This is a genomic window from Pimelobacter simplex, from assembly GCF_900114845.1.
GTDB classification, from domain to species: Bacteria; Actinomycetota; Actinomycetes; order Propionibacteriales; family Nocardioidaceae; genus Nocardioides; species Nocardioides simplex.
This window is the reverse complement of the sequence record NZ_FOUK01000002.1, coordinates 457,718-474,826: the sequence shown is the minus strand read 5'-3', so window position 1 is coordinate 474,826 and position 17,109 is coordinate 457,718. Positions and strand designations below refer to the sequence as shown.

Below are 17,109 nucleotides of genomic sequence, written 5' to 3'. Positions count from 1 at the left end.
GTGCACCAGAGGGACATGCCCCCGCGTACCACCGTCGCCACCGTGCTCACCGAGGTCGCCCACGGAGCGGCCGCGCGCGCCGCTCTCGCCGACCTCGCGCCGTACGTCGAGGGGCGCAGCAGCGCCTTCAGCACCGGAGCCGGGTGGCTCGCCGCCGCGGCCCGGCACCTGCCGGGCGAGCCGGTGACGATCGTGCTCCGCGAGCCGGGAAGCCCGGGGAGCACGGCGAGCCCGGGGCGCGTGGTCGCGCTCGCCCCGCTCGTCGTGCGGCGCCGGACCGGCGTGCTGCGGGTCGAGGTGCTGGGCGGCGAGCTCAACGACTACGCCGAGCTGTTCCACGACGACCCTGAGGCCGCCGACCTGCTCGCCGGCGCGATCGTGGCCTGGCTGCGCGGCCAGCGCCGGTGGTCGCTGCGGCTGAGCCAGCTGGCGCCCGAGGACCCCGTGCTGGCCGGCCTGCTCGCGCGGCTGCCGGGCGCGGCCGTCGTCCCGGGACCGCCGATGCCGCGCATCGAGGGCGCCGGCACCGACTACCGCCTGACCCGGCACCGCCGGCGCAAGATCAACACCGACCTCAACCGGCTGGCCGCCGACGGGCACCACGCCGAGCGGCTCGTCGTCGACGACCCTGAGGCGCTGGAGCGGTGGCTGCCGCGCCTGGTCGAGGTCCGCCGTGGACGCGACCACGGCAGCGGGCGGCGCAGCCACCTCGACGACGACGGCACCCGCGCCTTCCACGAGGAGGTCGTGCGCGACGCGATGGCCCGGGGCCGGGCCGTGGTCGACCTGCTCGTCGTCGGCGACGAGGTGCTGGGCTTCACCACGACCCTGCGTGACGGCCCGGTCTCCCGGCTGTTCGACGGCCGGGTCGCCCAGGACTGGATGCGCTACCGCGGCGGCATCGTCTGCGAGATGGCGGCGGTCCAGCGCGCCATCGACGACCCCGAGGTGGTCACCTTCGACTGGCTGCGCGGGCGCACCGACGCCAAGTTCGGCAACGCGGAGATCCACCGCGCCGAGCTGCGCGCGAGCTCGCACGCCTGGATCGACCGGCTGGACGACGCCCGGGCCCGGGCCCGCGCCCGGGTCAAGGAGCTGCTCCCGGCCGGGCTCGTGCACCGGATCGTGGAGCGATGACGAGCGAGAGCGAGCAGGACCAGCAGGCCGAGCAGGCCGCGCTGCTGCGCCGCACCGGCGCCGCCGTGCTCACCCTGGCCGTGGCCGAGCTGCTCGGCAAGGTCGCGACCTTCGTGACCTTCCTGCTGCTGGCCCGGATCCTCGGCGTGGCGGAGTTCGGCGTCCTCTCCTTCGGGTGGAGCCTGGGCCTGCTCCTGGCGGTGTTCTCGTCGCTGGGCCTGGAGGCCCGGCTCACCCAGCTCGGCAGCGCCCGGCCCGAGCTGCTCGACCGCTGCTACGGCGCGCTCGTCGCGATCCGCCTCGGGCTCTGCGCCGTCGTCCTGGTGCCGACCACCGGCCTCCTCTTCGGGACGATGAGCACGACCCACGCGCTCACGGTCACCTTCCTGGTCGCCGCGGGGCTCGCGGACACGCTGGTCGACGCCTCGCGCGCGGCCTGCGGCGCCCGGCAGCGCCAGCACCTGTCGGCGGTGGTGCTCGTCGTCCAGCGCTTCTCGGCGCTGATCCTGTCGGTGGGCGTGCTGGTGGTCACCGAGAGCGTGTGGTGCGCGGCGCTGGGCTACCTCGTCGCGACCTGCATCGGCGTGCTCGGCATGCACCTCGCGGCCCGCCGGGCCGGCGTCCGGATGCGGATCCGGGGGAGCCGGGCCGAGGCCCGGATGATCCTCGAGGCGGCCCCGGTGATGGGCCTGGGCGCCGTCGCCGCGATGGGCATGTTCCGGATCGACGCCGCCCTGATCGGCATGATCCTCGGCACCACGGCGGTCGGCGTCTACGGAGCCGGCTACCGGATCTTCGAGACCGTCCTCTTCGTCAGCTGGACGCTCGCCCGTGCGTACGTGCCGGTCATCGCCAGCCGTCCCGACGACACCGAGCACGTGCGCCGGTGGGCGCAGCGGAGCCTGGTCGTGGTGGCCGCGGTCTACGTGCCGTACGGCGTCCTGCTGGCCACCCGCGGCGACGACCTGGTGGGCCTGCTGTTCGGACCCGAGTACGTGCACCGCGGCCTGCTCTGGGGGCTGGCCGTCGCACCGCTGCTGTTCGGGGTCTCCTACCTCGGGTCGACCGTGCTGCTCGCGCTGCGCCCCGATCCCGTGGTGCTGGTCGGGAGCGTCGCCGCGCTGGTCGCGAACATCGGGCTCAACCTCTGGCTGATCCCGGTCTGGGGGATCACGGCGGCCGCGGTGGCGACGAGCGTCGCCTTCCTCGTGCAGTCGGTGGTCGTCGTCCGGGCGCTGACCCGGACCGTCGGCAGCATCGTGTCGGTGCCCGAGCTGGTCGCCGTCCTCGTGGCGGCCGTGGTGGTGGGGCTGGTGCTCGAGGCCGTCGGTCCGCTGCTGCCCGCGCTCGCCGTGGCGGGCCTGGCGTACGTCGTCGTCGCGGTGCTGGCCGTGCACCGCCTGGCGCCGTCCGCGCTCGGGCGGCTGCGCACCGGGCTGCGCCGGACGCCGGTGGCCGGATCTCGGATCTGATACCGCTTCGCCGGTGGTCCTCGCCAGCGACGGGGTCCGGGCCCCACGCTGGTCGTCGGCGATGGCCGCCGCGGCCACCTGCCCCGGTGGTGCTCCGAGAGTGGGAACGACGTCAGGTGCGCGGGATCATCACCTCGTTCGAGCATCGTGCAGCCGGTGCCGGTGCCGGTGCCGGTGCCGGTGCCGGTGCCGGTGCCGGCGCGCTGCGACGGTGGGCGCGGGCCTCGGCCGCGCTGAGCGCCACGGACGACGACGCGCCGATCCTCGCCGCGCGGGCGGTGCTCGCCAACGCCCTCGCCCTCATCCACTTCCCCGAGCCCCGCGACGTCGACGACCTGGCCCGGCTCGTCGCCCAGCACGGCGGCAGCCAGGTCGCGCGGCTCCAGGAGTCCGCGCTCGCCGCGATCGACACCGGCGAGCGCCCGTTGACCACCCACCTGGTCCGGGTCCTCGCCGGCTACGCGTGGGGCGGTCCGGACACGCCGCTGCGTCCCGACGGCCGCACCGAGCGGGAGGAGCTGGCCGGCGCGTGCGTCGTCCGGCTGCTCCTGGTGGGCGACGCGAGCGGGCCCCCGCCCCCGATCACCGACGCGAACGACCTGCGAGCGGTCTTCGAGGACCACGCCCTGCCCGCCTGGCGGGCCGTCGTGGCGGCGCGGGTCGGGGACCCCTGGGACGGGACGGCCGAGCGGCACCTCGGGCTGCTGGACCCGGTCTCCCAGCCGTTCGAGGTGGCCAGCATCCGGGCGGTCGTCGAGCTGTCGCGCCGCGAGGCCGAGGAGGACGAGCGCCGCGCGGTCGCCTCCCACATCCGCAGCACCATCGACCAGACCGGGCTGACCCAGCGTGAGTTCGCCGCGCTCGTCGGCACCTCGCCGTCGCGGCTCTCGACCTACGTGACCGGGACGGTGACGCCCTCGGCGGCGATGCTGCTGCGGATCAACCGCGCGGCGCGCCGTGCCCAGCGGGCCGGCCGGGACCGGGACCGGGACCCGGACCTCGGGGTGCCCGAGCCGGGTCGCTAGGCCCTGCCCGCCGTCGCGCCCGCGGCGGAACGTGATACCGCCCACACTCCCCGCGGGAAAGTCCTCTCGGTTTTATGGACATTCCCGCGTGATGTTTCGACCGGTCCAGGGTCTGGTAGATGACCGGAGTCTCGGACCGGCAGTCGATCCCCCCACCCGCAAGGCGGTCCCGTCAATGCTTCGCCCGTCCACCCCGTCCGCTCCGACACCCGCGGTACCGGCGGTCCGCGCAGCACCGTTCTCGCTCCTCACCCAGTACGAGCGGCGGGCCGAGCAGCCGATCGGGGCGTTCAAGGCGGGGGTGATCCGCGACGTGCTGGCCCGGCAGGAGCAGGTGCCCGAGCACCACCAGCTGCTCTGGGGGCGCTTCCTGACGGTGCTGGAGCAGCGGGGGAGCGACGGGCGCTCGCTGGTGCTGTGCGCGGTGCTCGCCAACTTCGTCGCGCTCGTCGTCTTCGACGACCCCGACGACCTCGCCGCCGCGGCCGGCCTCGGCGAGCGGCTGGGTGCCGACCGGGTCGGCCGGCTCCAGCACCGGGTGGCGCGGATGCTCGAGACCCGGGCCGACCTGCCCTGGACGACGGCCGTGGCCCGCCGCCTCCTCGCGCCGATGCTCGCGCAGCGGACGGCCGACGGCGACGGCGAGGGCACTGGCGCCGGCACCGGCGACGGCGAGGGCGACGACGTCGTCGCCGGGTGCCTCGAGCTCGGCCGCGAGCTCCTCTTCCAGCCGATCGACCCCCAGCCCGTCGGCGTCGCCGTCGACGAGGTGGTGCCGATCGACTCCGCCGACGAGCTGGTCACCCTCCTCGAGCAGGGCTCGCTCGTCGAGTGGCGCCGGCACCTGCAGCGGCTCGCGACGAGCCCGTGGGGTCCGTACGCCGAGAGCATCTCCGAGCTCGCCGACGCCGCCGATCGTCCCGCGATCCACACCGTGCTCGCCTGGTGCCGCGCCTGGGGGCACGACCGCGAGCGCGAGCAGATCGCCCGGCATGTCCAGCACCTGGTCGCGGTCAGCGGCGTCTCGCAGCGCCAGTTCGCGGCCCGGATCGGCACCTCGCCGTCGCGGCTGTCGAGCTACATCCGCGGCTCGGTGACGCCGTCAGCCGCGCTCTTCCTGCGGATCCAGCGCGCCTCGCGCGCGCTCCAGGTGCCGGCTGCCGCCGCCGGCCCCGCGCCGTCGTCCCAGGGGGCGTGAGCGGACCGCAAAAAAGCAGAACCCCCGGACCGGTGCGGTCGGGGGGTTGTGCGGATGCGCTGCGCTCAGCTGTTGGGGCGCTTGCCGTGGTTCGCGCCCTTCTTGCGGCGCGCGCGGCGCTTGCGGCCGGTCTTGCCCATGGTTCCTCCTGAAGTCGTGAATCGGGTCATTCTCTCAGGCCGGGGGCTCAGCCGGAAATCCGGGCCAGGAAGCGGTCGGCGTCGACCACGACGCGGGTGACCTCCCCGGAGCCCACGAGCTTGCCCGGACGGCCGTCGGCGCCCCGGTTGCGCGCCGCGACGGCGTAGCGGCGGAGCCGGCCGTCGGCGTACACCTCGCGGGCGGTGACCTCGACGCTCCCGCCGACGCCGGTGGCGGCGAGGTGCTCGAGCTCGACCCGGGTGCCGACGCTCGTCTCGCCGGAGCCCAGGGAGTCCTCGACGGCCGCGCAGGTGGCCGCCTCGCACCAGGCGAGGAGCCGCGGCGTGCCGAGCACGGGCAGGCTTCCCGAGCCGAGCGCGAGCGCGGTGTCGGCGTCGGTCACGGTGAAGGTCAGCGTGGCGCTCGTCATCTCAGATCCCGAAGGTCGCCCGCGGGTAGGCGGCGTCGACGTCGGTGATCACGTTGACCAGGTACGGCGCGTTCGCGGCGAACGCCCGGTCGAGGGCCGGCCCGATGTGGCGCGGGTCGGTGACCGTCTCGCCGGCACCGCCCAGCGCGCGCACCACCTCGTCGTACGCCGTGCGGGGCGCCAGGTCGGCGGCGACGTCGTAGCCGTAGAGCATCTGCATCGGCCCCTTCTCGAGCCCCCACGCGGAGTTGTTGCCCATCACCATCACGACCGGCAGGCCGTGGCGCACGAGGGTGTCGACGTCCATCAGGGAGAAGCCGGCCGCGCCGTCGCCCAGCAGCAGCACCACCTGGGCCGAGGGCCGCGCGATCCGGGCGGCGATCGCGGCGCCGAGCCCCGCCCCGAGGCAGCCGTAGGGGCCCGGGTCGAGCCAGCAGCCGGGCCGCTTCGGCTCGACGAACTTGCCGGCGAACGACACGAAGTCGCCGCCGTCGCCGATCACGACGGCGTCGTCGGCGAGGCGGGGGACCAGCTCGCCGTAGATCCGGGCCGGGTGCACCGGGTCGGCCTCGGCGCTCAGCAGCGCGGCGTCGCGCGCGCTCGCCGCGGCGACCGTGTCCTGCAGCAGCGTCAGCCAGTCCGCGCGGTCGGGCTGGGCCGCGCCCGCCAGCGCGGACAGCAGGCCGTCGAGGACGGCGCTCAGGTCGCCGCTCACCGACGCGGCGAGATCGGCGTGCCCGGACAGCTGGCCGGGGGAGTCCGCGATGTGAACGACGGCCGCCGGGGTGCCGCCGTCCTTGCCGCCGAAGACGCCGTACCCGAGCCGGAAGTCGAGCGGCGTCCCGACCACGACCACCAGGTCGGCGCCGTTGAGGGCGGCGCCGCGCGCCTTGGTGACCAGGAGCGGGTGGCCGCCCGGCACCACGCCGCGGCCCATGCCGTTGGTGATCGCGGGCAGCCGCATCTCCTCGACCAGCCGCAGCGCGGCCTCCTCGGCGTGGTCGGCCCACACGTCGGTGCCGAGGATGAGCACCGGCCGCTCGGCCCTCGCGACCAGTCCCGCGATCCGGGCGACGGCGTCGCTGTCGGGCTCGGCGCCGCGGTAGGCGCCGAGCACCGGGGCCGGCCCGGTGCCGGCGTCGAAGAAGGCGTCCATCGGCACGTCGACGTACGCCGGCCCGCGGTGCGAGCTGCGCGCCTGGGTGAAGGCCTGGTCGAAGCCGGCCGCCACGTCGTTCGCCGTCATCAGCGTCGCGGCGTGCTTGGTCACCGGCGCGACGATCGGCAGGTGGTCGATCTCCTGCAGCGCACCGGTGCCCCAGCGGTTGGCCGGCGCGCGGCCGCCGACGACGACCATGGGGGAGCCGGCGAACGAGGCCTGCGCCATCGCGCTGACGCCGTTGGTCACGCCCGGGCCCGCGGTGAGCACCGCCAGGCCGGGGACCCGGGTCAGCTTGCCCGTGGCCTCGGCCGCGAACGCCGCCGTCTGCTCGTGGCGCACGTCGAGCAGCCGCACCGGCGGCTCCGACTTCACCGCGCCGTCGTACATCGGGAAGACGTGGGCGCCCGAGAGCGTGAACATCGTCTCGACGCCGTGCGCCTGGGCGACCGCCACGGCGATCTCGCCCGCGTGGCCGGTCAGGGAATCCGGGGGAGTGGTCACCCGGGCACCCTAACCAGGGACGGCCCGCCGGTCGGGCCCGATCAGCGGATGTCGTCGAGGAAGTACGGGTGCACCCGGCGCAGCGAGGCGACGAGCGCGAGCAGCAGGTCCGGGCGGACCGCGGGGTGCCGCGGCGAGATGGTCAGCTGCAGGTAGAGCGCGCGCAGCACCGCCTGGGCGTTGCCGGTGGCCCGGTAGGGGTCGCGGCCGGCGGGCGGCTTGGCCCGGGCGCCGCGCTCGAGGCGGACCACCCAGGGCTCGAGGACGTTGAGCGGCACCCGGTCGCGGCGCAGCACCTCCATCACGGCGTGCGCGATGCGGTCCGGCTCGCCGTGGACGAGCGGCGGCGTGTCCGGGCTGAGCACCCGGTCGGCGATGACGTCGAGAAGGACGGTCAGCTCGGTCATCCCGAAGTGCCGGGCGCGGGCCAGCGCGGCGAGCGCGTCGGCGCCGTGGGCCGCGGCGTGCGCCCAGCCCTTGCCCGGCACGAAGCCGCGCAGGTCGCGTTCCCGGACGTACCAGGCCGCGATCCGGTCGCCCCAGTGCAGCACCCGGCTCGGGGGGAGCCGGCGGATCCGGGCGTCACGCTCGATGCACTCGGCGAGGAGCAGCACCGAGAAGCTGCGCCGGAAGACGGTGTCGGTGTCGCGCTCGCCCAGGCCGGTGTTGAGGCCCGCGCACATGCCGTCGCCGAGGCCGGCCAGCAGGTCGTCGTACACGCCGTGCTCGATCCACGTGGCGAGGAACGAGTAGGCCAGGCCGTCGCGGACCTGGGGGTCCGGGTCGCCGAGCATGTGGGTCAGCTGAGCGGTGAGGTCGCCCAGCGGGTGGTCCGACGGCGGACGTCGCTGCCCGTCGCGGAGGGCCTGCTGGAGGCGCGCCCAATCCACCGACACCATCACCAACCCACACCCTCCGGACACTGCCGAAAACGCCGAGACCTGATCCCCCGGCCCCTATCCTGCCAAACGGGGTGAAGTCACCCTCAGCCGGGGACGTCCGCGCAGCCGAGATGGCCTAGGTTGGCGCCGTGCCCTCCCTGTCCGCGATCGCCCGGCGCCACACCGACCTCGACGAGGGGGACATCGCCTGGATCCAGCTGATCCAGGCCGACTGGCAGGTCATCGCCGACCTCTCGTTCGCGGACCTCGTGCTCTGGCTGCCCGACCGCGGCGGCAAGGGGTTCTGGGTGGGGGACCAGATGCGGCCCACGACCGGCCCCACGGCGTACGTCGACGACATCGTGGGCACCTTCTCGCCCGCGGGCCGCCGTACGCTCGTCGACGCGGCGTTCGAGCTCGGCCGGATCGCGCGCGAGGGCGACCCGGAGTGGCGCGACGAGGTGCCGGTGCGGGTCGAGGCGATCCCGGTGCGCCGCAACGGCCGGGTGATCGCCGTGATCAGCCGCAACACCAACCTGCTCGGCATCCGCACCCCCAGCCACCTGGAGATCAACTACCTCCAGGCCGCCTCGGACCTGGCCAACATGATCGCCTCCGGCTACTTCCCCACCGAGGCGCAGCGCAGCGACCACGCCGACTCGCCGCGCGTGGGCGACGGCTTCCTGCGCGTGGACGCCGAGGGCCGGGTCATCTACGCCAGCCCCAACGCCCTCTCGGTCTACCGCAAGCTCGGCCTGACCGGCGACCTCACCGGTCACCGCCTCACCGACCTCACCCGCGACCTGGTCGCCCCCAAGAAGCGTCCCGACGAGGAGACCCTGAGCGCCGTCCTCGGCGGCCGCGCCCACCGCGACACCGAGCTCGGCGCCTCCAGCGTCGGCGGCCCCGGCGACGGCGCGGCCCTCATCGTCCGCGCCATCCCCCTGCGCCCCAAGGGCGAGCACATCGGCGCCATCATCCTGCTGCGCGACGTCACCGACCTGCGCCGGCGCGACCGCGAGCTGGTCACCAAGGACGCCACCATCCGCGAGATCCACCACCGGGTGAAGAACAACCTGCAGACCGTCGCCGCCCTGCTCCGCCTCCAGGCCCGCCGGATCGGCTCACCCGAGGCGGCGTCCGCCCTCGAGGAGGCCGTGCGCCGGGTCGGCTCGATCGCCATCGTCCACGAGACCCTCAGCCAGGCCGTCGAGGAGACCGTCGCCTTCGACGACATCGCCGACCGCCTCGCCCGCCTCGTCACCGACGTCGGCTCGACCACCGCCCAGGTCCGGGTCCGCCGCGAGGGCAGCTTCGGCGTCCTCGTCTCCGAGGTCGCCACCCCGCTCGCCATGGTCGTCATGGAGCTCATGCAGAACGCCGCCGAGCACGGCTACGACGGCGGCGGCTCGGGCGAGATCGTGGTCCGCGCGGCCCGCCACGGCGCCGTCCTCGAGGTCGCCGTCGAGGACGACGGCTGCGGCCTGCCCGACGGCTTCGACCTCGACGCCGCGACCAGCCTGGGACTCTCGATCGTCCGCACGCTCGTGGAGTCCGAGCTCGGCGGTCACCTGACCCTCGGCCCAGCCCCCGACCACGGGACCCGGGCGAGCTTCAGCCTGCCGGTTGACTAGCGGGGCGGGCGGCAGTTTCACCGCCTAGGCGGTGAAACTGCCCCTGGGCACAGGGAGTTCCGTGCGCCAACGACCGGTTTCACCGCCTAGGCGGTGAAACTGCCAACGCCCGCTGCCATGACTTCCGGCAGCTTGCTGCCTCTCGGCGTCACGCCGGAGACGCGCTCGCTCCGGTGATCAGACAGGCGTACGGACGCGGGCCCGGGCGTTGCGTCGCTTGAGTGCGCGCCGCTCGTCCTCGCTGAGGCCGCCCCAGACACCGTGGTCCTGTCCCGCCTCCAGCGCCCACGCGAGACACTGCTCGCGCACGTCGCAGCGTCGGCAGACCGCCTTGGCCTCCTCGATCTGGAGGATGGCCGGGCCGGTGTTGCCGATCGGGAAGAACAGCTCCGGATCCTCGTCGAGGCAGGCGGAGCGGTGTCGCCAATCCATGGGTGGGAATGCCCTCTTTCCAATGTACGCGCAGGGGTGCCCGCATGCTTTCGGGCACGCGTGAAGCCGCAAAAGTGAAAGGCTTCACGATCGCTCCGGCAAGGTTTCCAAGGATTCGGCCACGAATCAAGCAATTCTCGTGGTCTCTTGGGTCACAAAGATGCAGCCCGGGCTCCGGACGACGTGTCCTCTACGCTGACCGCCGTGACCGATCGGCCCGCTGCGCGCCCCGCGACGAACCCTCCTCCGCTCATCGTGGCGGCCTCCGTGGCCGGTGTCCAGGGGGCGGTGCTGCTGCTCCTGGCGATCCTGGAGTTCGCGAGCGTGACGTCGGGGCGGCTGGCGTTCGGGCTGTCGACGGCCGGCTTCTTCGCGGCGTACGGCGTGGTGCTGATGGTCGCGGCCGTGGCGCTGTGGCGCCGGCAGGGGTGGTCGCGGGGGCCGGTGCTCATCACCCAGCTGATCTTCCTGGGGCTGGCCTGGAACCTGCGCGAGCACGTCCTGGTCGCGATCGTGCTCGCCGTGGTGGCGCTCGTGGTGCTGGCCGGGATGGTCAGCAAGGACACCCTCGCCGCCCTCGACGGGACGACGGACGCCGACGACGCCGACGACGACCCCGATCAGCCGTCGGCCTCCAGCGACTGACGCAGCTGGGCCAGGGTCCGGCTGAGCAGCCGGGAGACGTGCATCTGGGAGACGCCGATCTCCTCGGCGATCTGCGACTGCGTCATGTTCTTGAAGAACCGCAGCAGCAGGATCTTCTTCTCGCGCGCGGGGAGGTTCTCGAGCAGCGGCTTGACCGACTCGCGGATCTCGACGTGCTCGAGCCCGGCGTCGTCGACGCCCATCGCGTCGAGCATGCTCTGCCCGGCGCCGCCGTCGGAGTCGTCGTCGGTGGCGTCGAGGGAGAGGGTGGAGTAGGCGTTGCTCGACTCCAGGCCCTCGACGATCTCCTCGACCGAGCAGCCGATCGAGTCGGCGAGCTCGCGCGGGGTGGGGGAGCGGCCGAGGCTCTGGGTGAGCTCGGCGGTGGTGGCGGTGATCTGCATCCGCAGCTCCTGGAGCCGGCGCGGCACCCGGATCGCCCATCCCTTGTCGCGGAAGTAGCGCTTGATCTCGCCGATGATCGTCGGCGTGGCGTACGTCGAGAACTCGACGCCGCGCTCGGTGTCGAAGCGGTCGACCGACTTGATGAGCCCGATCGTGCCGACCTGGACCAGGTCCTCGTAGGGCTCGCCGCGGTTGCGGAAGCGGCGCGCGCAGTGCTCGACCAGCGGCAGGTGCAGGTGGACCAGGGCGTCGCGCGCGCTGTCGCGCTCGGCGGCGGAGGCGTCCTCGTCGCGGAGGACGACGAACAGCTCGGCGCTGCGGCGCCGGGTCAGCTCGACGCCGGTGAGCGGCGGCCCGCCCTCGGCGCCGTCCCGCGAGACGTCGGCGGTCATGCGGGGAGCGAGGACCGGACGACCAGGCGGACGGCGTAGCGCCCGGGTGCGGCGTCGATGGCGGCCTGGTCGGCGAGCGTCGCCAGCACCTGCCAGCCGAAGCTCTCGTAGTCGGGCGAGGAGGGCGCGGCGGCGGTGGTGGCGATCGTCATCGCGAGCCGGCCGGCGCCGAGCTGGAAGCGGCAGTCGAGGACGGCGTCGTCGTCGGCCTCGTCGAGCACCATCGCGGCGGCCTCGGAGACGGCGATGCGCAGGTCCTCGATGTCGTCCATCGTGAAGTCGACGCGCGCGGCCAGGCCGGCGGTCAGCGTGCGCAGGACCGAGGCGTAGGCGCCGTCGGCGGGCAGCCGCAGCTCGACCTCGTCCGGGTCGTCGGTGACGCCACCGGCGGCGAGGGTGCTCGTCTCGGACATGCGGCTCCTCCGGGAAGGGGTGGACCAGTCGGGTCAGCCTACGACAACGGCCGCGCCCCGAGGGGCGCGGCCGCCGGTCCCGCGGCACGACGGGCGTGGGACGCCACCCGTCGTGCGGCAGGGGGTGCTGCGGTGGTGACCAGGGAGGTGGTCACCGGGGTGCTGCGGTGGTGACCTGGATCAGTCCAGGAGGGCGCCGAGGCCCAGGCCCACGAGCAGCGGGCGCAGGTTGAGCAGGTCCACGACGGTCTTGAGGCCGAGCAGGTCGACGAGGGCGCCGATGCCGAGGCTGTCGAGGATCTCGCCGAGGAAGGCGAGCAGGTTGCCGTCCGTGGGCTCGGTCGGGAGGGTCGGACCCTCGCCCCGCTCGCAGGCGGCGAACGCGCGGGTGGTCGAGGAGACCGCGGTGGCGGCCTTGGTGCGCACGACCTTGGCGCGGTTGAGCTTCTTCTTGGTCTTCTTGAGGACCTTCTTGTAGTGCGCGACCTTGCGCGGGTGGTGGGCGCGCTTGGCCTTCTTGATCTTCTTCTTGAGCTTGGCGACCTTCGCCTTGAGCTTGGAGACGTTCGCCTTCGCGGTGGTGTGCGTCGAGGTGGCGATCTTGTAGGCCTGGAACTGCACGGTGCAGTTCGGGGCCCGCTCGGCGGTGCGCTCCGCCGTGGGGGCGGGGGCGGCCGAGGCGACCGGCGCGGCGGCCAGGGTGAGGCCGAGTGCGACGGCGATGCCGACGATCATCTTCGAAATGGCACGGAGCATGCCGGGTTCTCCCTCCGGTGAGCCGGGCGCCGTCAGTGTCCCTCCGGACGACGACCGGACATGGTGCCGGGCTCAGGGGGGATGCCCGGCGGGGGTCACCCTAGGGGAAGTTTGGCGGGCCGTCACCAGGAAGATCCGGGAAAGTGTCCCGGGTCACAGAGGACGATGGTCCCGGGCGCGACCGAGCCCCCGGAGCAAGCGGCTCCGGGGGCTCGGCGCGGTACGTCGTCCGTCGCTCAGGGGTGCAGCAGACCACCCAGGCCGAGCAGGTCGAGCAGGTCGTCGAGCCCGGTGCCGTTGAGCAGGTCGCCCAGCGTGCCGAGGCCGAGACCGTCGAGCAGGGTGTCGAGCAGGTCGCCCAGGCCGAGGGTCACCAGCAGACCCTCGACGATGTCGAGCAGGTCGGTCGGGTCGGTCGGCAGCCCGGTGGCGACCAGGTCGCACAGCGGCTTGGCCTGCGGGAACTGCGCGCACAGCAGCCCGATCGGGTTGGTGGTCGAGCCACCGGGGATCAGGTTGGCCAGAGCGTCGCACAGCGGCTGCGGCAGACCCGCGTCGCAGAGCGCCTGGATCGGGCTCTCCGAGCCGGTCGCCGCCTGGCCGGACTGGCAGCGCGCCAGCGACCGAGCGGTGTAGGTGCGGGTGATCGCGACCTTGCTGCGGTACTCCTTCTTGGCCCGCAGCGACTTCTTGGCCTTGCGGAGCTTCTTGTTGAGCTTCTTGACCTGCTTCTTGGCGTGGGCCTTCTTCGCCTTCTTGACCTTCTTGGTCAGCTTCTTGACCTTGGCCTGCGCGGCCTTCACCGCGCGGTGCGCGGAGTTGTACGCCGCGGTGGCCCGGTTGTGGGCGGCCTGCTGCCGGGTGCAGTCGGGGGCTGCGGCCGCGGCGGACGCCGTCCCGGCAGCCGTCGGCGCGGCGGACGCCACCGGCGCCGCGGCGAGGGTCAGGCCGAGTGCGACGGCGAGACCGAGGAACATCTTCACAAGGGCGCGATTCATCGCGGGGTGTCTCCCTCCGGTTGGACCGGGGACGTCGTCGCAGTTCTCCCTCCGGACGACGACCCGGTGCTGCTCCCGGGCGCTGGCGGCCCGGAATGCGCCGACGGTAGGCGCTGCCGGGCGCCGAGCGCCGCAAAAAACGGGAAACCGCACGCCGATCGGCGTGCGGTTCCCGCAAATGAGGACGAAGGTCGGCAGCGACCTAGTCCGGAAGGGCCATGAAGATCAGGCCTTCTTGGTCTGCCACTGGCAGATCAGGCCTTCTTGGTCTCCCAGAAGATCTCGGCGATCTCGTCGATCTTGGCGAGGAGCTCGTCGGCCTTGGCCGCGTCGAGGGTGCCCTTGGTGCCGGTGGCGCCGGCCAGCTTGGTGGCCTCGTTGACCAGCGTGTGGAGCTGGGGGTACTTCTCGAAGTGCGGGGGCTTGAAGTAGTCGGTCCACAGCACCCAGAGGTGGTGCTTGACCAGCTCGGAGCGCTGCTCCTTGATGAGGATCGCTCGGGTGCGGAAGTCGGGGTCGTCGCTGTCGAGGGCCTTGGCGATGACGGCCTTGACCGACTCGGCCTCGATGCGGGCCTGGGCGGGGTCGTAGACGCCGCAGGGCAGGTCGCAGTGGGCGGAGACCTCGACGGTCGGGGCCACGAGCAGCGTGGTGAGACGCGAGAACATGTGGGTCCTCTCTCTGGTCTGGCGGGGGAACGGACGTACGGCTGCGACACTACTCGTCATGGATCCCGCGGCAACGGCAGGTCGGACGTCGGGACGCCGGATCGGGCTCGCCGTGGTCACCGGCGACTCCATGCGGCCGACGCTGCGGCCCGGCGACCGTCTCGTCGTCACGTACGGCGCCCGGGTGCGCGCCGGGCAGGTGGTCGTGGCCCGGTTCGCCGACGGCACGCTCGTGGTCAAGCGGGCCACCGAGCGCCGGGGGAGCGGCTGGTGGCTGCGCGGCGACAACCCGGACCCGGGCGTGGGGGTCGACTCGCGGCACCGGGGGCCGGTGCCGGACCGGGCTGTCCTGGGCGTGGTCCGGGGCCGTCTCTGGCCGCGGCCCCGGAGGCTCGGTGCGTTCGAGGATGTGAAAGAATGAACGATCGTGGCTGACACTTCCTCTTCCCATCCGCGCGCGGGTGAGCCGGTCTTCGATCTGCACGTCGGCGGGAAGATGGCGACCGTACCCACGGCCGACGTCAGCACGAAGGACCAGCTCTCGCTCGCCTACACCCCCGGCGTCGCCGAGGTGTGCGAGGCCATCGCGGCCGACCCCGCGCTGACCCGGCACTACACCTGGGTCCCCAACACCGTCGCGATCGTCACCGACGGCACCGCCGTGCTCGGCCTGGGCGACATCGGCCCGGCCGCCGCGATGCCGGTGATGGAGGGCAAGGCCGTCCTGTTCAAGCAGTTCGGCGGCGTCGACGGCATCCCGATCTGCCTGGCGACCACCGACGTCGAGGAGATCATCGAGACCGTCGTCCGGCTCGCGCCGAGCTTCGGCGGGATCAACCTCGAGGACATCTCGGCCCCGCGCTGCTTCGAGATCGAGGACCGCCTCAAGGAGGCCCTCGACATCCCGGTCTTCCACGACGACCAGCACGGCACGGCCGTGGTCACCCTGGCCGCCCTGGTCAACGCGCTCAAGCTCACCGGCCGCAGCGTCGAGTCGACCCGCGTGGTCATCTCCGGCGCGGGCGCCGCGGGCGTGGCGATCGCCAAGATCCTGCTCGCCGCCGGCGTCAAGGACATCGCGGTGACCGACCGCAAGGGCGTGGTCAGCTCCGACCGCACCGACCTGACGCCGTCCAAGAAGGCGCTCGCCGAGCTCACCGCCGACCAGTGCGGACGCCGCGGCACGCTGGCCGAGGCCTTCGACGGCGCCGACGTCTACATCGGCGTCTCCGGTGGCACCGTGCCCGAGGAGGTCGTCGCCACGATGGCCGACGACGCGATCATCTTCGCGATGGCCAACCCCAACCCGGAGGTCCACCCCGAGGTGGCGCACCGGCACGCGCGGGTCGTGGCCACCGGTCGCTCGGACTTCCCGAACCAGATCAACAACGTGCTGGCCTTCCCGGGCATCTTCCGGGGCGCCTTCGACGTCCACGCGAGCGCGATCACCGAGGGCATGAAGGTCGCCGCGGCCGACGCGCTGGCCGCCCTCGTGGGCGACGACCTGTCCGAGGACCTGGTCATCCCGTCGCCGTTCGACCCCCGGGTCGGCCCGGCCGTGGCCGCCGCTGTGGCCGACGCCGCACGCCGAGACGGTGTCGCCCGGATCTGATCGCCGGATAGCGTCGGGCCCATGCTCGCCGTCTACGCCGACTCCTTCGCCAGCTCTCCCGACGACCCGCTGACCGGCCTCGTGGTCGGCGAGCGGCCCGACCCGGTCGCCCCCGACGGGTGGACGACCGTCACGGTCAAGGCCGCCGCGCTCAACCACCACGACCTCTGGTCGCTGCGCGGCGTCGGCCTCAAGGCCGAGGCGCTGCCGATGATCCTGGGCTGCGACGCCGCCGGGTACGACGAGGACGGCAACGAGGTCGTCGTCCACGCGGTCGTCTCCGACCCCGACTGGACCGGCGACGAGACGCTCGACCCGCGCCGCTCGCTGCTCTCCGAGCGCTACCAGGGCACCCTCGCCGAGCAGGTCGTCGTCCCGCGCCGCAACGTGGTGCCCAAGCCCGCCTCGATGTCGTTCGAGGAGGCCGCCTGCCTGCCGACGGCCTGGCTCACGGCGTACCGGATGCTCTTCACCCAGGGCGGGCTCACCCCCGGCGAGACGGTCCTGGTCCAGGGCGCGGGCGGCGGCGTGGCCACCGCCCTGATCGCGCTCGCCCGGGCCGGCGGCCTGCGGGTGCTCGCGACGTCGCGCGACGAGGCGAAGCGGGCCAAGGCGCTCGAGCTCGGCGCCCACGAGGTCTTCGAGTCCGGGGCCCGGCTGCCGGTCAAGGTCGACGCCGTCATGGAGACCGTCGGCCGCGCCACGTGGACCCACTCGGTGCGCGCGCTGCGCCCCGGCGGCCGGATCGTCATCTCCGGCACCACCTCCGGGCCCAACGTCGACGACGCCGAGCTGACCCGGATCTTCTTCACCCAGCTGAGCGTGATCGGCTCGACCATGGGCACCCGCGGCGAGCTCGCCGCGCTGGTCAACCTGCTCGACAGCACCGGCCTGCGCCCGGTGATCGACCGGGTGCTGCCGCTGGAGCAGGCGCGCGACGGGTTCGCGGCGATGGCGGCCGGGGATGTCTTCGGGAAGGTCGTCTTCACCCGTTGAGCCGTCCGGCAGTTTCACCGCCTAGGCGGTGAAACTGCCGCTCGGGGCGCGCCCCAGCCCCGCCGCCCGACCGGCGAGCCCAGCGCGCCCGCGACCAACGAAAAACCGTTGGCGGGAATCACTGTCGGTGGTGGACGATTGAATCCTGACAGTGCTTGCGCCGAGAGCGATGAATTCTCTCGGCGGCGACTGTCGAAAAGGTGTCGGCTCG

19 protein-coding genes are annotated in these 17,109 nt (G+C 73.4%); 9 read left to right on the top strand and 10 right to left on the bottom strand.

Going from position 1 to position 17,109, the window contains the following annotated elements; all coding sequences use genetic code 11:
• Window positions 1-15: 15 nt before the first annotated feature.
• The 4 genes from BM223_RS09900 to BM223_RS09885 all read left to right on the top strand — a co-directional run bounded on the left by BM223_RS09900 (window position 16) and on the right by BM223_RS09885 (window position 4,832).
• Window positions 16-1,137, top strand: coding sequence for a GNAT family N-acetyltransferase (locus BM223_RS09900; protein ID WP_038678046.1), 1,122 nt, complete (start codon window positions 16-18; stop codon window positions 1,135-1,137).
• Window positions 1,134-2,609, top strand: a complete 1,476-nt coding sequence (locus tag BM223_RS09895; protein ID WP_038678048.1) for an oligosaccharide flippase family protein — start codon at window positions 1,134-1,136, stop codon at window positions 2,607-2,609. The genes BM223_RS09900 and BM223_RS09895 overlap by 4 nt, the downstream gene beginning before the upstream one ends.
• A 116-nt stretch (window positions 2,610-2,725) precedes the next feature.
• Window positions 2,726-3,634, top strand: coding sequence for a helix-turn-helix domain-containing protein (locus BM223_RS09890; RefSeq protein ID WP_052138452.1), 909 nt, complete (start codon window positions 2,726-2,728; stop codon window positions 3,632-3,634).
• A gap of 175 nt (window positions 3,635-3,809) precedes the next feature.
• Complete coding sequence (locus BM223_RS09885; RefSeq protein ID WP_052138453.1) at window positions 3,810-4,832, top strand: helix-turn-helix domain-containing protein; 1,023 nt, start codon at window positions 3,810-3,812, stop codon at window positions 4,830-4,832.
• A gap of 65 nt (window positions 4,833-4,897) precedes the next feature.
• Here the strand turns inward: BM223_RS09885 and BM223_RS30220 are convergent, their stop codons facing one another.
• Genes BM223_RS30220 through BM223_RS09870 form a run of 4 tightly spaced genes read right to left on the bottom strand, consistent with a single transcriptional unit; the run spans window position 4,898 to window position 7,965 of the window.
• Window positions 4,898-4,972, bottom strand: a complete 75-nt coding sequence (locus BM223_RS30220) for a 50S ribosomal protein bL37 (protein WP_370249596.1) — start codon at window positions 4,970-4,972, stop codon at window positions 4,898-4,900.
• A 47-nt stretch (window positions 4,973-5,019) separates the two neighbouring features.
• Window positions 5,020-5,403, bottom strand: coding sequence for a thioesterase family protein (locus BM223_RS09880; protein ID WP_052138454.1), 384 nt, complete (start codon window positions 5,401-5,403; stop codon window positions 5,020-5,022).
• A gap of 1 nt (window position 5,404) precedes the next feature.
• Complete coding sequence (locus tag BM223_RS09875; RefSeq protein ID WP_038678050.1) at window positions 5,405-7,066, bottom strand: acetolactate synthase; 1,662 nt, start codon at window positions 7,064-7,066, stop codon at window positions 5,405-5,407.
• 41 nt (window positions 7,067-7,107) lie between these two features.
• Window positions 7,108-7,965, bottom strand: coding sequence for a DUF2785 domain-containing protein (locus tag BM223_RS09870; protein ID WP_052138455.1), 858 nt, complete (start codon window positions 7,963-7,965; stop codon window positions 7,108-7,110).
• Window positions 7,966-8,096: 131 nt separating this feature from the next.
• Here BM223_RS09870 and BM223_RS09865 point away from each other — a divergent pair, with 131 nt between their 5' ends.
• Window positions 8,097-9,581, top strand: coding sequence for a sensor histidine kinase (locus tag BM223_RS09865; RefSeq protein WP_038678052.1), 1,485 nt, complete (start codon window positions 8,097-8,099; stop codon window positions 9,579-9,581).
• Window positions 9,582-9,758: 177 nt separating this feature from the next.
• On the opposite strand, the gene BM223_RS09860 is transcribed toward BM223_RS09865, so the two are convergent.
• Window positions 9,759-10,013: a WhiB family transcriptional regulator gene (locus BM223_RS09860; RefSeq protein WP_038678054.1), complete on the bottom strand. Its 255-nt coding sequence runs from the start codon at window positions 10,011-10,013 to the stop codon at window positions 9,759-9,761.
• A gap of 204 nt (window positions 10,014-10,217) precedes the next feature.
• Between BM223_RS09860 and BM223_RS09855 the strand changes: the two genes are divergently transcribed.
• Entirely contained in the window at window positions 10,218-10,658 is a 441-nt protein-coding gene (locus BM223_RS09855; RefSeq protein WP_141267222.1) for a hypothetical protein, read from the top strand.
• On the opposite strand, the gene BM223_RS09850 is transcribed toward BM223_RS09855, so the two are convergent.
• The 5 genes from BM223_RS09850 to sodN form a co-directional block, all read right to left on the bottom strand.
• On the bottom strand, window positions 10,634-11,455 hold the full coding sequence (locus BM223_RS09850; protein WP_075018552.1) for an RNA polymerase sigma factor SigF: 822 nt from the start codon (window positions 11,453-11,455) through the stop codon (window positions 10,634-10,636). The two genes, BM223_RS09855 and BM223_RS09850, sit on opposite strands and share 25 nt — an antisense overlap.
• A complete protein-coding gene (locus BM223_RS09845; RefSeq protein WP_052138457.1) occupies window positions 11,452-11,868 on the bottom strand; it encodes an ATP-binding protein in 417 nt (138 codons plus the stop codon). Before BM223_RS09845 ends, BM223_RS09850 begins: the two co-directional genes overlap by 4 nt.
• Window positions 11,869-12,048: 180 nt before the next feature.
• On the bottom strand, window positions 12,049-12,624 hold the full coding sequence (locus BM223_RS09840; RefSeq protein WP_141267223.1) for a hypothetical protein: 576 nt from the start codon (window positions 12,622-12,624) through the stop codon (window positions 12,049-12,051).
• Between the two features lie 236 nt (window positions 12,625-12,860).
• Entirely contained in the window at window positions 12,861-13,622 is a 762-nt protein-coding gene (locus BM223_RS09835) for a hypothetical protein (protein ID WP_141267224.1), read from the bottom strand.
• 254 nt (window positions 13,623-13,876) lie between these two features.
• Window positions 13,877-14,290, bottom strand: a complete 414-nt coding sequence (sodN, locus tag BM223_RS09830) for a superoxide dismutase, Ni (protein WP_038678060.1) — start codon at window positions 14,288-14,290, stop codon at window positions 13,877-13,879.
• A gap of 58 nt (window positions 14,291-14,348) precedes the next feature.
• Here sodN and sodX point away from each other — a divergent pair, with 58 nt between their 5' ends.
• The 3 genes from sodX to BM223_RS09815 all read left to right on the top strand — a co-directional run bounded on the left by sodX (window position 14,349) and on the right by BM223_RS09815 (window position 16,898).
• Entirely contained in the window at window positions 14,349-14,711 is a 363-nt protein-coding gene (gene sodX, locus BM223_RS09825) for a nickel-type superoxide dismutase maturation protease (protein ID WP_038678062.1), read from the top strand.
• Between the two features lie 75 nt (window positions 14,712-14,786).
• Window positions 14,787-15,902 carry an NAD(P)-dependent malic enzyme gene (locus BM223_RS09820; protein ID WP_082003621.1) on the top strand — a complete coding sequence of 372 codons (1,116 nt, stop codon included), beginning with the start codon at window positions 14,787-14,789 and terminating at the stop codon, window positions 15,900-15,902.
• 21 nt (window positions 15,903-15,923) lie between these two features.
• Entirely contained in the window at window positions 15,924-16,898 is a 975-nt protein-coding gene (locus tag BM223_RS09815) for a zinc-binding dehydrogenase (RefSeq protein ID WP_038678065.1), read from the top strand.
• Window positions 16,899-17,109: the final 211 nt, after the last annotated feature.

Excerpts from the sequence above, each read along its gene's own strand:
- BM223_RS09900 (WP_038678046.1), top strand. The coding sequence starts at position 16 with ATGCCCCCGCGTACCACCGTCGCCACCGTGCTCACCGAGGTCGCCCAC.
- BM223_RS09895 (WP_038678048.1), top strand. The coding sequence starts at position 1,134 with ATGACGAGCGAGAGCGAGCAGGACCAGCAGGCCGAGCAGGCCGCGCTG.
- BM223_RS09885 (WP_052138453.1), top strand. The coding sequence starts at position 3,810 with ATGCTTCGCCCGTCCACCCCGTCCGCTCCGACACCCGCGGTACCGGCG.
- BM223_RS09880 (WP_052138454.1), bottom strand. The coding sequence starts at position 5,403 with ATGACGAGCGCCACGCTGACCTTCACCGTGACCGACGCCGACACCGCG.
- BM223_RS09870 (WP_052138455.1), bottom strand. The coding sequence starts at position 7,965 with ATGGTGTCGGTGGATTGGGCGCGCCTCCAGCAGGCCCTCCGCGACGGG.
- BM223_RS09860 (WP_038678054.1), bottom strand. The coding sequence starts at position 10,013 with ATGGATTGGCGACACCGCTCCGCCTGCCTCGACGAGGATCCGGAGCTG.
- BM223_RS09850 (WP_075018552.1), bottom strand. The coding sequence starts at position 11,455 with ATGACCGCCGACGTCTCGCGGGACGGCGCCGAGGGCGGGCCGCCGCTC.
- BM223_RS09845 (WP_052138457.1), bottom strand. The coding sequence starts at position 11,868 with ATGTCCGAGACGAGCACCCTCGCCGCCGGTGGCGTCACCGACGACCCG.
- BM223_RS09840 (WP_141267223.1), bottom strand. The coding sequence starts at position 12,624 with ATGCTCCGTGCCATTTCGAAGATGATCGTCGGCATCGCCGTCGCACTC.
- BM223_RS09835 (WP_141267224.1), bottom strand. The coding sequence starts at position 13,622 with ATGAATCGCGCCCTTGTGAAGATGTTCCTCGGTCTCGCCGTCGCACTC.
- sodN (WP_038678060.1), bottom strand. The coding sequence starts at position 14,290 with ATGTTCTCGCGTCTCACCACGCTGCTCGTGGCCCCGACCGTCGAGGTC.
- sodX (WP_038678062.1), top strand. The coding sequence starts at position 14,349 with ATGGATCCCGCGGCAACGGCAGGTCGGACGTCGGGACGCCGGATCGGG.
- BM223_RS09820 (WP_082003621.1), top strand. The coding sequence starts at position 14,787 with ATGGCGACCGTACCCACGGCCGACGTCAGCACGAAGGACCAGCTCTCG.
- BM223_RS09815 (WP_038678065.1), top strand. The coding sequence starts at position 15,924 with ATGCTCGCCGTCTACGCCGACTCCTTCGCCAGCTCTCCCGACGACCCG.